At 35.5% G+C, this 15,649-nt stretch carries 11 protein-coding genes and 1 other annotated feature; of the genes, 8 read left to right on the top strand and 3 right to left on the bottom strand.

The window, feature by feature from the left end:
• Nucleotides 1–22 precede the first annotated feature (22 nt).
• From RCJ96_RS23680 to tyrS, 4 genes are all read left to right on the top strand, one after another.
• Nucleotides 23–1,525 carry a DUF4077 domain-containing protein gene (locus RCJ96_RS23680; protein ID WP_416504313.1) on the top strand — a complete coding sequence of 501 codons (1,503 nt, stop codon included), beginning with the start codon at nucleotides 23–25 and terminating at the stop codon, nucleotides 1,523–1,525.
• Between the two features lie 166 nt (nucleotides 1,526–1,691).
• Entirely contained in the window at nucleotides 1,692–2,087 is a 396-nt protein-coding gene (locus RCJ96_RS23675) for an SET domain-containing protein (RefSeq protein ID WP_000573649.1), read from the top strand.
• A 388-nt stretch (nucleotides 2,088–2,475) separates the two neighbouring features.
• Entirely contained in the window at nucleotides 2,476–3,393 is a 918-nt protein-coding gene (gene murB, locus RCJ96_RS23670; protein WP_001057091.1) for a UDP-N-acetylmuramate dehydrogenase, read from the top strand.
• Between the two features lie 96 nt (nucleotides 3,394–3,489).
• Nucleotides 3,490–3,705 (top strand) — a binding site (T-box leader).
• Nucleotides 3,706–3,756: 51 nt separating this feature from the next.
• Nucleotides 3,757–5,019, top strand: a complete 1,263-nt coding sequence (gene tyrS / locus RCJ96_RS23665) for a tyrosine--tRNA ligase (protein WP_074606988.1) — start codon at nucleotides 3,757–3,759, stop codon at nucleotides 5,017–5,019.
• A gap of 343 nt (nucleotides 5,020–5,362) precedes the next feature.
• Here the strand turns inward: tyrS and RCJ96_RS23660 are convergent, their stop codons facing one another.
• The 3 genes from RCJ96_RS23660 to RCJ96_RS23650 form a co-directional block, all read right to left on the bottom strand.
• Nucleotides 5,363–6,541: an NAD(P)/FAD-dependent oxidoreductase gene (locus tag RCJ96_RS23660; protein WP_000043204.1), complete on the bottom strand. Its 1,179-nt coding sequence runs from the start codon at nucleotides 6,539–6,541 to the stop codon at nucleotides 5,363–5,365.
• A gap of 44 nt (nucleotides 6,542–6,585) precedes the next feature.
• Nucleotides 6,586–7,026 (bottom strand): DUF1641 domain-containing protein, encoded by a 441-nt coding sequence (locus RCJ96_RS23655; RefSeq protein WP_001115309.1) that lies wholly within the window; start codon nucleotides 7,024–7,026, stop codon nucleotides 6,586–6,588.
• A gap of 435 nt (nucleotides 7,027–7,461) precedes the next feature.
• On the bottom strand, nucleotides 7,462–7,806 hold the full coding sequence (locus RCJ96_RS23650) for a winged helix-turn-helix transcriptional regulator (protein ID WP_000816344.1): 345 nt from the start codon (nucleotides 7,804–7,806) through the stop codon (nucleotides 7,462–7,464).
• Nucleotides 7,807–8,180: 374 nt separating this feature from the next.
• Here RCJ96_RS23650 and RCJ96_RS23645 point away from each other — a divergent pair, with 374 nt between their 5' ends.
• The 4 genes from RCJ96_RS23645 (at nucleotide 8,181) to RCJ96_RS23630 (ending at nucleotide 15,639) form a co-directional block, all read left to right on the top strand.
• A complete protein-coding gene (locus RCJ96_RS23645; protein ID WP_002037401.1) occupies nucleotides 8,181–9,344 on the top strand; it encodes an MFS transporter in 1,164 nt (387 codons plus the stop codon).
• Between the two features lie 16 nt (nucleotides 9,345–9,360).
• Entirely contained in the window at nucleotides 9,361–10,200 is an 840-nt protein-coding gene (locus RCJ96_RS23640) for an aldo/keto reductase (RefSeq protein ID WP_000793541.1), read from the top strand.
• A 107-nt stretch (nucleotides 10,201–10,307) separates the two neighbouring features.
• On the top strand, nucleotides 10,308–11,228 hold the full coding sequence (locus tag RCJ96_RS23635; RefSeq protein ID WP_074606990.1) for a thioester domain-containing protein: 921 nt from the start codon (nucleotides 10,308–10,310) through the stop codon (nucleotides 11,226–11,228).
• Between the two features lie 571 nt (nucleotides 11,229–11,799).
• On the top strand, nucleotides 11,800–15,639 hold the full coding sequence (locus RCJ96_RS23630; protein ID WP_416504314.1) for a putative mucin/carbohydrate-binding domain-containing protein: 3,840 nt from the start codon (nucleotides 11,800–11,802) through the stop codon (nucleotides 15,637–15,639).
• Nucleotides 15,640–15,649: the final 10 nt, after the last annotated feature.

Here is a 15,649-nt window from a genome sequence, read left to right as displayed (position 1 = left end):
AGTGCAGAAGGTGGGACTATATATGGAATGGTTAAAGAAAACTTGTTTTTCTAACCTTGAGAAAGAATCACAGAAAAATCATTTATTGCTGTTTATTACGATTTGTAGTTTCTTCCTTGGAATCATCGCAATTGGGTATTACGGATATATTTTTACAGAGAGAGCAATCGCGTTTTGGGTTTGTGGCATTTCTGTCGTTGTATTTGGAACACTTCTTACTTTTATAAAAAGCATGGAAACGACGTATAAATATATCATGACATTTATGTTGCTTATGATGTCTTTCATTATGGTACAAGCTTTTAATGAAAGCCCAGCTGTATTTCAAATGGTCTATTTTACACTAGCCGTTTCACTTATTTATTTAAGTGAACGCCTCGTTGTAATTCTAGGCGGAGTGGCAGTTGTAATCACATTTATCCTTTGTAGTTATTGGCCAGAGCAATTTTTTGCTTATACAGCTGCATCTGAAGCTGCAAACTTCGCAAGCTTGTTAGCAATCGTAACAATCGCTATGTGGGGCGTCACGAAAATTGGTTCTAACCTACTGGCTCGTTTAAGTGATGAGAAGCAAGAAGTAATGAGAAAAGCTCAGGAGCTAGAAGAGACGCAAAGGCTTATTGAAGAAACAGTTGTGAAACTAGATCGTAATTTCAATTGTTTAAGAGAAAATATGAATACATCGATGGAGTCGATGAGTGACATTAATTTTGCTTTTGAAGAGGTAGCAGTTGGTACACAATCACAATCAGAGATGATGTCACGTTCAGTAGAAGTATTGAACGATATGGAAGGAAATATTGAACAAATCATTTCTCAAGTAAGAAATGCATCGATTCGTGTTGATGAAAGCTTAGAAATTTCAAAGGGTAGTGTACATACTTTAAGAAACTTTGAAGCAAATATGAAAAGTTTAAATGATGTTATTTCACAATCAGGAGTTATATTTAGAGATTTAATGATGCAATCGAAGCAAATTAATGAGATTGTAGATGTAATAACGAATATTTCAAGTCAGACGAGTTTACTAGCTTTAAATGCAAATATTGAAGCTGCAAGAGCAGGTGAGCATGGGAAAGGATTTGCGATTGTAGCGAATGAAGTATTAAAGCTTGCTGAGGAATCGAATCGTTCTGCGGGAAGAATTCAAGGGATTTTGAAGGAGTTTAGTAATCAAGCAAGTAAGGTAGAAGTGCAAGTAGCGAAATCAGAAAGAGTACAAGAAGAATGTAATGAAATGTTAGTAAGTGTTTTAACAAATGTAACGGATTTAGGGAAATTTATTGATGAAATTAATGATGTAATGCGAGAAATTGTTGGTCATCAAGAAAGTTTCCAAGTTAAAACGACGAATATCGTAAAGGATGTTACACATGCTTCCAATGTAATACAGCAAACTTCTGCGGCTACAGAAGAAGTGTTAGCAAGTGTGGAAGAAGAAAAGCATCGAAATGATACATCGGTGAAGACATTACATACTGTTAGCGAGCAAGTGAAATTGTTAGAAGATATTTTAGAAAAGTAATATCACTTAAAAAGGGCACAACGTTTGTGCCCTTTTTTCATTTAAACGAAGACTTGCTCGGATTTTAATTGCTTTTCTGCTCGTTTTCTGCCAAGCTTAAGAAGATGAAATTCAGCTAATAGCGGAATTAAAATACTTCAAAGAAAGAATTAAAAAGGTGACGTATATGATCGAAGTTAAGACTTCTGAACTTAGTGATGGAGAATTTAATAGAGGTGTATTTGCAACTCGTGATATTAAAAAAGGTGAGTTGATACACGCAGCGCCAGTTATCTCTTATCCGAATGAACAGCATGAACACATTGAGAAAACATTACTTGCTGACTACGCATTTGAGTATGGGATTAATCATACGGCAATCCTTTTAGGATACGGCATGTTATTCAATCATTCATATACACCGAATGCGACGTATGATATTGTCTTTGAGAATCATACATTTAACTTCTATGCTTATAAAGATATAAAAGCAGGAGAAGAAATCTTAATCAATTATAATGGTGAAGTGGATAACGATGAACTGTTATGGTTTGATAAAGAAAAAGAAGAGAACGAAAAGTAATTTAAAATAAGTAATGAAAAAGATGCCTTTACCTATGTAAAAGCATCTTTTTTGTTGATGAAAATAAAGTAAAGATTACAAAAAAATACCACTTTATTTTCGTGTGGTATAGTAAGATACTGAAGGGTAGTGTTTTGAAAAAGTAATATATTTTACAAATTGTTGTCTTTCTGATGACATGTCAAGTTTAGTAGCCCATTTGGGTTGCTTTATTATGCAATATATATTTTAATATGAGTGGCACCTCTTATAAATTAAGAGGTTAATAGGTGTCTCGAATTGATTTTGGGTACACTGTATCCACCACTTTAAGTTCGTTCATGTATGTGGGGATATTATGGGCCCGTATAACGGGATAAAAAGAATATAGAAATAGAGGAATCGTAAAATGAATATGCAAGAGGTTTATGAATATTTAAGTACGGTATTGCCTGAAGGTCATGTGAAACAAGATGAAATGTTAAAGAATCATACGCATATTAAAGTTGGTGGAAAAGCAGATGTGTTCGTTGCGCCGACAAATTATGATGAAATTCAAGAAGTTATTAAATATGCGAACAAATATAATATTCCAGTTACGTTTTTAGGAAATGGATCGAATGTTATTATTAAAGATGGTGGAATTCGCGGGATTACAGTAAGTTTAATTCATATTACAGGTGTTACTGTAACAGGAACGACGATTGTAGCACAGTGCGGTGCAGCAATTATTGACGTATCACGTATTGCACTAGAACATAACTTAACGGGGCTTGAGTTTGCTTGTGGTATTCCAGGTTCAGTTGGCGGAGCATTATATATGAATGCAGGTGCATACGGCGGTGAAATTTCGTATGTATTAACAGAAGCTGTCGTAATGACAGGTGATGGAGAGCTACGTACTTTGACGAAAGAAGCATTTGAATTTGGATATCGTAAGAGTGTATTTGCGAACAACCATTACATTATTCTTGAAGCGAGATTTGAACTTGAAGAAGGTGTACATGAAGAAATTAAAGCAAAAATGGATGATTTAACGTTTAAACGTGAATCAAAACAGCCTCTAGAATATCCTTCATGTGGTAGTGTATTTAAACGCCCACCAAATAACTTTGCTGGTAAATTGATTCAAGACTCAGGGTTACAAGGTAAGCGAATTGGTGGAGTGGAAGTTTCTTTAAAACACGCTGGATTTATGGTAAATGTTGATAACGGAACAGCACAAGATTACATCGACTTAATTCACTTCGTACAAAAAACAGTTGAAGAGAAATTTGGCGTGAAGTTAGAGCGTGAAGTAAGGATTATTGGAGAAGATAAAGAATAACATATACGTATGAAACTGCGAATTATTTTAAAATAACATTTGGGTATTGTTGACAATTTGTTTTCAATTCAATATAATGGCTAATAATTTAACAAATAACATACGTTGAAAGAGCCCAGTAGCAGTTTGTCACTGTTAATGAGAGAGCTAGGGGATGCTGGAACCTAGCACAAACAAATTTGCGAATTACACTCTGGAGTATCTTAGGTAATGCTAAGCGGATTGGCAATCGATATTATTGCTAAGAGTGGTATGAGTAGCTATGCTATTTATACAAACTGGGTGGTAACACGGTGAATCATCGTCCCTATGTCATAGACATAGGGACTTTTTGTTTTTAAAAAATAAAGGGGATGACAAAAGATGAATATCATTGATGAATTAGAATGGCGCGGTGCTGTTAATCAACAGACTGACGAAGAAGGTTTACGTAAGCTAGTAGAAGAGAAAAAGATTTCGCTATACTGCGGAGTTGATCCGACTGGTGATAGTATGCATATTGGACATTTGATTCCGTTTATGATGATGAAAAGATTCCAGTTAGCCGGCCATCATCCAGTTATTTTAATTGGCGGTGCAACAGGAACAATCGGTGATCCGAGTGGACGTCAATCAGAGCGTCAACTTCAAACGTTAGAAGTAGTTCAGCATAATGTAGATGCATTAACAGCGCAAATGAAAAAGCTATTTGATTTTGGCGGAAATAGCGAAGTGAAGATGGTAAATAACTACGATTGGACTCATGAAATAAATATTATTGAGTTTTTACGTGATTACGGGAAAAACTTTAGCATTAATAGCATGTTAGCAAAGGACATCGTAGCAAGTCGTTTAGATACAGGAATTTCTTTCACAGAATTTACGTACCAAATTTTGCAAGCGATGGACTTCCATCATTTATACACGAAAGAAGATGTTCAACTGCAAATTGGCGGTAGTGACCAATGGGGGAATATTACGAGTGGCTTAGATTTAATTCGTAAGTTAGAAGGGCACGAAGCAAAAGTATTTGGATTGACGATTCCGTTATTATTGAAATCAGATGGTACGAAGTTTGGTAAATCAGCAGGTGGTGCAGTTTGGCTTGATCCTGAAAAAACAACACCATTTGAATTTTACCAGTTCTGGGTAAATACAGATGACCGTGATGTCGTTAAATACTTGAAATACTTTACATTCTTAACGAAAGAGCGCATCGATGAATTGGCAGTGAAGGTAGAAACAGAGCCTCATAAACGTGAAGCGCAAAAAGTATTAGCGGAAGAAATGACGAAATTCGTTCATGGAGAGGAAGCATTGCTACAAGCTGTGAAAATTACAGGAGCGTTATTTAGCGGAGATATTAAATCGTTAACAGCTGATGAAATTGAACAAGGCTTTAAAGAAATGCCAACATTCCAGTCTTCAAAAGAGACGAAAAACATTGTAGAATGGCTAGTTGATTTAGGTATTGAACCATCTAGACGACAAGCGCGTGAAGATATTAATAACGGAGCTATTTCTATGAATGGCGAAAAAGTAACGGATGTAGGTACGGATGTTACGGTAGAGAATTCATTTGATGGACGATTCATTATTATTCGTAAAGGGAAGAAGAATTACAGTCTTGTGAAGTTAGGCGAATAGTTTGTGTGAAAGGATGGGAGTAGGAAGAATACTTCCATCTTTTCGTATACACAATTTGGACATAAAATAATCAGTAAATTTAGATAATTAAAAGGGTTATATTATTCTTCTGCCGAATAAATAAGTTAGAGAAAATTACGGATAAAGTGAAACTTTAATCAGTGGGGGTTTTCCTCATCCCCACTGATTATTAGCCCTCACCAATCGGACTTTTATGGGCAGTTGATCCCCCAACTAACTGCTTTGCTTTCGCTGAATTTTGAGGTGGGGGGTCTTACTGCCCATTAAAGTGGGATAAAAATAGCCCGAACCATGCAGGGCATGATTCGGGCTTATATTCAGATTAGTAAGCTAAGCTGAATAGACCTTTAATGTGTGATAAGTAACGAACGTTACTTGCTTCTTTCATTAATGATGCTGGTAAGCCTTTAAGTGGAGTATTGCTTGCTCCGATTGTAGCAACAGCATCTTTACGTCCTAGACTAGCAAGTGTTCCAGAGTTTACAGGTGCGAACTCTTCGAATGCTTTGCCTTCTAGTGCTGCGTATAAGTTGTATCCAATTAACTCACCCATTTGCCAAGCGATTTGTGCAGTTGGTGGGTATGGACGTCCGTCTGGAGCGAAGACAACAGCGCTGTCTCCAGCAACGAATACGTTTTTGTGAGAAGTAGATTGTAGGTATGCATCAACTGTTGCACGACCACGGTTTACTTCAAGACCTGATTCACCGATTAGTGGGTTACCTTGAACGCCGCCCGTCCAAACGAATGTGTTAGCAACAAGTTTTTGACCGTCTTTTAAGTCAATTTCATTGCCAGCAACGTTTGTTACAGGAAGACCAGTTAAGAATGTAACGCCGCGTGCTTCTAGGCTAGTAGTTGCACGTTCGATTAAGTGGTCTGGTAATACTGGAAGGATTTTTGGACCTGCTTCAACAAGAAGAAGTTTAACTTCTTTTGGATTTACACCGTGGCTTTTTGCAAGTTTAGGCATAATGTCAGCAAGCTCACCAACTAGCTCAACGCCAGTTAATCCGCCACCACCGATTACGATTGTAGCATCAGCTTCGTTTTTCGTTTTCGCGTATTCACGAATACGGTCTTCAACGTGTTTGTAGATTTTGTTTGCATCAGCAGCAGATTTTAATACCATGCTGTTTTCTTCTAGTCCTGGAATACCGAAGTAAGCAGTTTTACTTCCTAAAGCAACTACAAGTGCATCGTAAGATAAAGTAGTGCCGCCAGCTAATTTGATTTCTTTGCTATCAACTGAGAATGACTCAACTGTTGCGATTTTAAGATCAATATCTTTACCTTTGAAAAGCTTTGTAAGTGGCATTGCAACTGCTTGCTCAGACACGTTACCAGCTGCAAGGCGGTGTAGTTCAGTGATGATTTGGTGTGTTGGGTATTGGTTAATCACTGTAACTTGTGCTTCTGATTTGCTGTAATATTTACGTACGTTTAAAGCGGCAAGAAGACCGCCATAACCAGCGCCTAAGATGACAATTTGTTTTGACATAGTATGATATCCCCCGTCTTTACTAATTGTTGTTATAAGTTAACTTATTTATTGTTACGTTCTGCACTAATTTGAAGATATGCGTTCACAAAGCGGAACATTTTTTGTGCTTGTGGATCTTTTAGTAATTTTAAAAGACCGAATAGGCCGATAACTTCGTTGCTTTCGTCAGCACGATCTTTCGCTTCGATCGCAGTAGCAGCCATGCTTTTTACTGTATCTTTTACAGGTTCTACAAGCTCTGTGATTGCACCAACAGTGTCGCTTTTTAATACTTCATCAGTAGCAACAGTTTGAGCGAAGTCATAAGACTTAGTTAAAATGTTAACAAGCTCAGTTAATTTTGGAAGCTGTTCTACTAGTGTTGTTAATGATTCTTGTACCTCAGGTTTTAACAACTGATCAAGTACATCAAGTTGTCCTTGGCTAGCAGAAATTTGTACAGTTTCTTGTTCTGGCTTTGTTTGAGTCATAGTTTCTGGCATCTCCAATTCTCCTTTACGATAGCAATACTCTTATTTTTGATAAGTAAGATAGTAAACGGTTACGAAACTTTACACAAAGTTTCACAAAACACAATAAAATGCCTTTAAATTTATGACAGCAACTAAGTTGCAAACATAAATCTAAAACCATAACGTCTTACTTATTATTTATGAACTGTCCGATATATGGCTTGTCCGCATAATGGAAAAGCTCCGTTACCGGAAAGTGTATATAATATATATCCTATATTATATACTATATACACCTATGTTAACATAAAAATGATTCCTAATTATTTGATATCGAGCGTATAACGTAGTACTGACAAGGTATGAAAGCGTATAAAATATTTTGTTTCAGTTAGAAATGTACATATATAATAAGAAAAAAAGGAAAAAATGAACAAATTCATGTTCGTTTTTTCCTTTTTCCTATTATTCACCTTCCGCAATTAGCATCGATGTCTTACCTTCTTTTTCAAGATGGCATTCGCCCCAAGAACAAAGAGAATCAAGAATGGATTCTAAAGACCAACCGTAATCAGTAAGAGAATATTCTACTTTTGGCGGGACTTGGTTGTATACTTTTCTTTGAATAACGCCGTCGTCTTCTAATTCACGTAATTGCTGTGTTAACATTTTTTGTGTAATACCAGGCATTGAGCGTTTTAATTCACTCGTTCTCTTTGTACCTTTCGTTAAGTGACAAAGGATAACAACTTTCCATTTGCCGCCGATAACTTCTAAAGTTGCCTCTACAGGAATATTGTATTGCTTCATATGAAACCCTCCCATTGTGAGTAAAATAAGTTAAATCATACAAATGTTACTTTTTAGTACCTATAGCACTTTAAAGTACGTACTTTTTATCATGTTAAATATGTTTCATAATAGCACATGTAAGAGGCAAATGAGTAGTACGGTACTGAAAAGTGACTATGTTACTTTTTGGTGCCTATCGTACTTTAAAGTGCGTTCTTCAAAAAAAGAATGAAACCATTCATAATAGCATTTGTAGAGATTAAATATATTTTTTTAGAAGATAAAAGGGCCTTTTTATCGCACTATTATGATTGGATTTCTTGTAATAAGGAGGAATTCAATTGAGTTCATATACAGTACCATCTTCGGAAGTTCAGACGAATCGAAGAAGTATGTTTGCTTTATTAGCACTAGCAATTAGTGCATTTGGAATTGGGACGACCGAGTTTATTAGTGTCGGTTTATTACCATCTATTTCAAAAGATTTAAATGTTTCGGTTACAACAGCTGGTTTAACTGTTTCCCTATATGCGTTAGGGGCGGCAGTAGGAGCTCCTGTTTTAACAGCGCTAACGGCTAGTATGTCGAGAAAGACATTATTAATGTGGATTATGGTTATTTTCATTATTGGTAATGGGATCGCGGCAGTAGCAACAAGTTTCACTATATTAATTATCGCAAGGATTGTATCTGCTTTTGCACATGGTGTGTTTATGTCGATAGGATCTACAATTGCGGCCGCAATCGTCCCAGAGAATAAACGTGCTAGCGCCATTGCCATTATGTTTACTGGATTAACAGTTGCGACTATTACAGGTGTGCCAATTGGAACGTTTATCGGTCAACAATTTGGCTGGAGAGCGTCATTTATGGCGATTGTCGTAATTGGAATTATTGCTTTTATCGCAAACAGCATACTAGTCCCATCTAATTTAAAAAATGGTGTACCTGTATCGTTTCGTGATCAATTCAAACTCATTAAAAACGGAAGACTATTACTAGTTTTCATTATTACTGCACTTGGATACGGCGGTACATTCGTAACATTTACGTATTTATCTCCATTATTACAAGAAGTAACAGGATTTGAAGCAAGTACCGTTACCATCATTTTATTAGTGTATGGAATTGCAATTGCGATAGGGAATATGGTTGGCGGAAAATTATCGAATCATAATCCGATTCGAGCGCTATTTTACATGTTCTTAATTCAAGCGATTATATTATTTGTTTTAACATTTACAGCGCCATTTAAAGTAGCTGGATTAATCACAATTATTTTCATGGGACTATTCGCATTTATGAATGTTCCGGGGCTACAAGTATATGTAGTTATATTGGCAGAGCGTTTTGTTCCGAGTGCGGTGGATGTTGCTTCAGCAATTAATATTGCCGCATTTAACGGAGGAATCGCTTTAGGTTCTTATATAGGTGGCCTTGTAACGAATTCGTTAGGATTAATCCATACTGCTTGGGTAGGCGGCCTTATGGTAGTAGCCGCTGTTATTTTAACAGCGTGGAGCATGACATTAGAAAAAAGAGATCAAGTAAAATAAAAGGAGAGAAAATAAAATGAAAAACTTACAAAGTAAAGCAGTATTAAATAACGGTGTAGAAATGCCTTGGTTCGGTTTAGGTGTATTTAAAGTAGAAGAAGGACCAGAACTTGTAGAAGCTGTAAAATCAGCAATTAAAGCAGGGTACCGCAGCATTGATACAGCTGCAATTTACGGAAATGAAAAAGCTGTAGGTGAAGGAATTCGTGCAGGTATCGAAGCAACTGGTATTTCAAGAGAAGATTTATTTATCACTTCAAAAGTGTGGAACGCTGACCAAGGATATGAAACAACAATCGCTGCATACGAAGAGAGTCTAAAAAAATTAGGACTAGATTATTTAGATTTATATCTTGTTCACTGGCCTTCAGAAGGAAAATATAAAGATACGTGGAGAGCGTTAGAAACACTTTATAAAGAAAAGCGCGTACGTGCAATTGGTGTAAGTAACTTCCAAATCCATCACTTACAAGATGTAATGAAAGATGCAGAAATTAAACCAATGATTAACCAAGTAGAATACCACCCTCGTTTAACACAAAAAGAACTACAAGCTTTCTGTAAAGAACAAGGTATTCAAATGGAAGCATGGTCACCATTAATGCAAGGTCAATTATTAGATAACGAAACATTACAAGAGATTGCTGAGAAACACGGCAAAACAACAGCGCAAGTGATTTTACGTTGGGATCTTCAAAATGGAGTAATTACAATTCCAAAATCAACGAAAGAACACCGCATCATTGCAAATGCTGATGTATTTAACTTTGAATTAACGAAAGAAGATATGGAAAAAATCGATGCGTTAAACCAAAATCACCGCGTTGGTCCAGATCCTGATAACTTCGATTTCTAAGATTAGGGTAAGAAAGAAGAGTGCGTAAAAGCACTCTTTTTTTTGCATAAAAATAGTTTCTAAATAAATACTACTTAGTATCAAGTTTGTTATAAGGGGCTGTAAACATGAATATAAAGCAATCGTTCAAACTTTTAGCTATGTTTTTAAGTGTTTTATTTGTGTTATTCCCGCTTCAAAAAGCATTCGCAGAAGTGATGGACCATACAAAGTATCAAATGGATTGGAGTTATAGTAAGTCTAAGAAGAAACCAATCCGAACAGAGCTTATTAAAACGGCAGATGGCAAAATTGCTTTTTGCTTAAATGTAGATTTAAAATCTCCAAGCGGTCAAGATTTACCGGAAATGGGGAAAGTGGATATTAACGTATACCGTGTATTATTAAATGGATATCCACAAAAGAGCCCGCAAGAATTAGGTGTTTCTGATTGGAGAGAAGCTCATTATGCAACGCAGCTTGCAGTATGGAATGCTTTAAAGCAAATCGATATTAATGATTTAGATTTCCGCAATAAAAATGTAGAAAAGGTAACGAAAGATATCGTTGCAAAAGCAAGCGCTAGTGAAGAGTTACAAGAAATTACAATGAGTGTAACTCCTACAGAAGAACAAGAAGCAGTATTAAAAAATGATTTCTTTGAAACAGGCTTATATACAGTAGAAACAAATGCAAAAAGTGGAACGTATAAAGTGCAAGCAACAGGTGCACCAGCAGGAGCGAAATTTGTAAATGAAAAAGGCGAAACAAAAACAGAATTTAATGTAGGAGAAAAGTTCCGCATTTTAATTCCGAAACAAACACCAGCTGGTGGTTTTAGCTTTAAAGTAATAGGGAAATTAACGAAGCTACAAGGGATTGCACATAAAGGTACACCAACAATTCAAAATGCAGTTGTATTACTTGAGCGTAGTGAAGAAGAAACAAGTCCGGAGTTATCAGTGAGTTGGAAAAAAGGAAATGGTCATGATAATAATAAACCACATACTCCAAACGAACCACATAAACCGAATCAATATAAAAGGTAAGGATGAAAGCATTGGTGTTAACCAATGCTTTTTATATATGAATTTTAAAGTTATATCAAAATAATTATTCACTATATAAAACACTGTTTTAATGGTAGAAAAACTATTTAGAAATAACAAAATATAATAAAATCTAAACGTTACGATTAATGAATTAAATTCACAAAATTGTAACATCATTCTGATTGGGAAGGCTATCAAACAAAGTAGAAAGCGTGTAAAATTCAGTTGGAAAAACTACCTATAGATGGTCATATATGAAGAAAATGTAAGATTCTATTGCTATTTTTATTTTTGGATGTATAGATGACAATACTAAAGTATATCTTTTACTATTCGCTTTTTATGTACGAAGAGAACTCATCACAAATAGAGAGACGTGAGGAGGGCATATTACATAAAAATTTTACAATGTAAGAAAGCGAATACATGGGGGGAATGCGGTAGTAATAGATACAGGTGCGCGAGGTGTTAGCCTATTCATTAAATGTTTTTATAAAAATAATAGGATTGTTTATTAAATGAATATATAGGATAGTTTCTCTAAATAAAGGAACAGGGGACACAGATTATGTCGAAGAAAAAGACGAGTAGGGTGTTATTAGCTGGTATATGTATATCTACATTATTATCACCAGTAGCTTTTGAAGCATCGAAAGGATATGCCGCACCTTTGGAAGAGAATAAGGGCGGGAATTTAGAAGAGGTTAAAGAGAATAAATTTGAGCAGAGAGTATTTCAGTTGCCGGGGAAAGGCGATGTGGAAGAAGAGAGGAAACGCTTAAAGTATTTATATAAACTTTCGCCTAATGAGCCAACTGGAATTTATGCGAAGCCAAATGAAGAAATTACTATTGAAATAAAAGGAAGCCATGCTATTAAGGCTTTCATAGGGACACGTAGTTATGACAAGGAAGACCCGAAAGAATTTGATTTAAAGCCGGGGAAAAATATAATTTCAGCTCCTAATGGAGGGATTTTATACTTTTATAATTTAAATGATACAGGTGAGATTACTGCAACTGTTACAAGTGGTGGTAGTCATTTTCCTTTATTTATATTAGGGAAACATACGAAAAAAGATTGGGATGAAATGCTTAAAAAGTACAAAGATCCTTATGCGATAGAATTAAAAGGGGAAAGAAGTTTAATTACTGCCAGTTACGATAAAGTGAAAAAGAACATGGAAAAAACAAATCCGACAGATTTAATGAAGGCACATGATGAAGCGATTCGTATTGAAAACAACTTATCTGGATTATCAGAAGATGGTCCTGGAATGGCGAAGGCTAGCGAACATTATGTTCAGTTTATTGAGGCTAAATATCCAACGAATCCCTTTATGTATGCGACTAATTATTACACGGGATATGCACAAGAATCGATGGAATTTGTATTAGATATCGACAAGTTTAAGAATAAGGGCTGGGGACCTTGGCATGAAGTAGGGCATTTACATCAGCAACAACCTTGGGAATGGGCAGGGATGGAGGAAGTAATTGCGAATATTTACAGTTTAGCTGTTCAAACAGGCTTTGGAAATCCCTCTCGTATGGAGGTAGATGGTCGTTATGAACAAGCTTTTGAATATCTTAATAAACCAAACGATCAAAAGGATTTTGATAGCTCGGATCCAATTATAATGTTTTGGCAGTTACATTTAATCTATGGAGATCAGTTTTATCCAAAACTTCATCAAATGTATAGAGTAATGTCTGATGCAGATTATCCACTATTAGATATAGATCAAGTTGTTACCGATAGAGAGAAGAAACAACTATTTATTTATACGGCCTCAAAAGTAGCAGGGCAAAATTTAATTTCATACTTTGAAAAATGGGGGTTACATGCGGACCCTGATACGGTAGAAAATGTAGGGAAGCTGCAATTGCCTGAACCGAAAAACGAAATATGGTTATCGAGAGATAGTGCCCCTATTCGTGAAACGCAAGTGAAACCATATAAAGCACCTTATGGTGAAGCTGTAAATACAGTACCAGATGTTTTAATAGGAACAGGATCAGGGAAAGAGTTAGATGAAGAAAAGGCAAGTGAGTTAGTACAAAACTTAGGTGAAAATGTAAAGGTATCCGGAAAAATTAGATGGTCTAAACAGGAAAGTGGAAAGCAAATTGTATATGTAGAGATCATAGATGAAAATGGAAATGTTAATTCAGTTCCGGTTTCTGTGAATGGAGTATACGGAGATAGTATGTTATTTAAAACATATTGGAATACAAACTCGGTGCTAACTTTACAGCATAAGGACAAGAAATTTAATGCGACATTAGTAAGAAATATATTGAATCATAGTTATCGAGATAAAAAATATGTAGGTGTTACAATCTATGATGCAAACGGAAATGAAAAGAAGAATGTTTCAGCCGAAGGACATGAGGGACTAAAGAATTTCGTGAAAGAGTTAGATGGAACGTCGTTTGAATACGGGGATATTGTTAAGGTATACCATATTCAGCCTCGATATTTAGAATGGTATCATGATAATGAACTTGTAGATCAAGGAGAAGCAAATAGTAAAAAGGAAAAATTATTTAAAATTACACCACAAGGATATGAACTAATTGATAGTTTACAGGAAGTAAAGGCAGTACCGCAAAAAGTAGTAATTGGAACAGATGTTGAAAAATTAGAAGCGAAAGACTTTGTTCAAGTGAAAGATGGAGAAGTAATTGGATTTGTAGAAAAGCTGGATACAACAAAGATTGGCGAACAAAAAGTAAAAGTGGAAACGAAAGATCGTTTAGGAAATAAAGCGGTGACAGAAGTACCTGTAGAAGTGATTTATGGAGATAGTATCGCGTATGTCGGATATGACAATAACATTGCTTCGGTTATAACGTTAAAGCATGAGGAGAAGAAATTCCATGTGACTGATATGAATAGCCAGATTCATAAGTATTTTAATAAAGAGCTATACATGGGAATCACGTTATATGATGGAGAAGGAAAAGAGAAAAAACATGTAACAGCAGAAGGACAAGAAACTTCAAAGAACTTTGCAGAACAAGTGAATGGTACGCAGTTTGAGTATGGAGATGTAGTGAAAGTATTCCATGCGGAACCGGATCGTTTGAAATGGTATCAAAATAATACTCTTACTGGTCAAGGTGAGCAAAAAGGAACAAAAGAACTATTCTTCAAAGTGACAGAAAAAGGTTTCGAGAAAATGGATATGTTGCAAGAAGTAACGGCAGTACCGCAAAAAGTAGTCATCGGAACAGACGCTGAAAAATTAAATGCAAAAGACTTTGTTCAAATGAAAGATGGAGAAGTAGTAGGTTTTGTAGAAAAGCCAAATACAACAAAAATCGGTGAACAGAAAGTCAAAGTAGAAACGAAAGATCGTTTTGGAAATAAGCAAGTGACAGAAGTACCTGTAGAAGTGATTTATGGAGATAGTATTATGTTCTTCGGTACATGGCATGGTGGAACGAATATTAAATCGATTGTTACATTAAATCATGAAGAAAAGAAATTTAGCATAACAGATTCAGAAGGACCAATGCATACTTCATTTGCAGATGAGCAATATATGGCGATGACTGTATATGATAAAGGTGGAAAAGAGAAGAAAGCTTTATCGGTAAAAGCATCTGAGAATACGAAAGTATTTGCAGAACAATTTAATGGAACGGCCTTTGAATATGGGGATATCGTAAAAGTGTATCAAAGAGAGTTTGATAGATTTAAAGTGTACAAAAAGAACGAACTAGTGGATACGCAGTATGGTGTACATGAAGTGTTCTTTAAAGTGACAGAAAAAGGTTTCGAGAAAATGGATATGTTGCAAGAAGTAACGGCAGTACCGCAAAAAGTAGTCATCGGAACAGACGCTGAAAAATTAAATGCAAAAGACTTTGTTCAAATGAAAGATGGAGAAGTAGTAGGTTTTGTAGAAAAGCCAAATACAACAAAAATCGGTGAACAAAAAGTCAAAGTAGAAACGAAAGATCGTTTTGGAAATAAGAAAGTGACGGAAGTACCTGTAGAAGTAACATATGGAGATAGCATTGTATACCAAGGGCTTAGTAATGTTGTTCGTTCTATTGTAACGTTAAATCATGATGATAAGAAACTACATGTAACGTATACAAATGAACAAATTCATAGTTACTTTAATAATGAATTATATATGGGAATTACATTATATGATCAAAATAATAATGAGAAAAAGCATGTAACAGCAGAAGGACAAGAAACGTCGCAGAATTTTGCGAAACAAGTAAATGGTATGGTGTTTGAGTATGGTGATGTAGTAAAAGTGTATCATGCCGAATCAGATCGTTTAAGCTGGTACAAAAATAGTGAGTTCGTTGGAAAAGGAGATAAGAAAAAGTTTAAAGAAATTTCCTTTAAAATTACTCCAAGTGGTTTAGAACAAGTGCAATAATAAAAAAAGC

Source organism: Bacillus sp. BSL6, assembly GCF_052928345.1.
The sequence above is the reverse complement of the archived record's forward strand: the minus strand, read 5'-3'. Positions and strand labels throughout refer to the sequence as shown.

Coding starts and splice junctions, on each gene's coding strand:
- RCJ96_RS23680 (WP_416504313.1), top strand. CDS start 23: ATGGAATGGTTAAAGAAAACTTGTTTTTCTAACCTTGAGAAAGAATCA.
- RCJ96_RS23650 (WP_000816344.1), bottom strand. CDS start 7,806: ATGAAGCAATACAATATTCCTGTAGAGGCAACTTTAGAAGTTATCGGC.
- murB (WP_001057091.1), top strand. CDS start 2,476: ATGAATATGCAAGAGGTTTATGAATATTTAAGTACGGTATTGCCTGAA.
- RCJ96_RS23640 (WP_000793541.1), top strand. CDS start 9,361: ATGAAAAACTTACAAAGTAAAGCAGTATTAAATAACGGTGTAGAAATG.
- RCJ96_RS23630 (WP_416504314.1), top strand. CDS start 11,800: ATGTCGAAGAAAAAGACGAGTAGGGTGTTATTAGCTGGTATATGTATA.
- RCJ96_RS23645 (WP_002037401.1), top strand. CDS start 8,181: ATGTTTGCTTTATTAGCACTAGCAATTAGTGCATTTGGAATTGGGACG.
- tyrS (WP_074606988.1), top strand. CDS start 3,757: ATGAATATCATTGATGAATTAGAATGGCGCGGTGCTGTTAATCAACAG.
- RCJ96_RS23655 (WP_001115309.1), bottom strand. CDS start 7,026: ATGCCAGAAACTATGACTCAAACAAAGCCAGAACAAGAAACTGTACAA.
- RCJ96_RS23675 (WP_000573649.1), top strand. CDS start 1,692: ATGATCGAAGTTAAGACTTCTGAACTTAGTGATGGAGAATTTAATAGA.
- RCJ96_RS23660 (WP_000043204.1), bottom strand. CDS start 6,541: ATGTCAAAACAAATTGTCATCTTAGGCGCTGGTTATGGCGGTCTTCTT.
- RCJ96_RS23635 (WP_074606990.1), top strand. CDS start 10,308: ATGAATATAAAGCAATCGTTCAAACTTTTAGCTATGTTTTTAAGTGTT.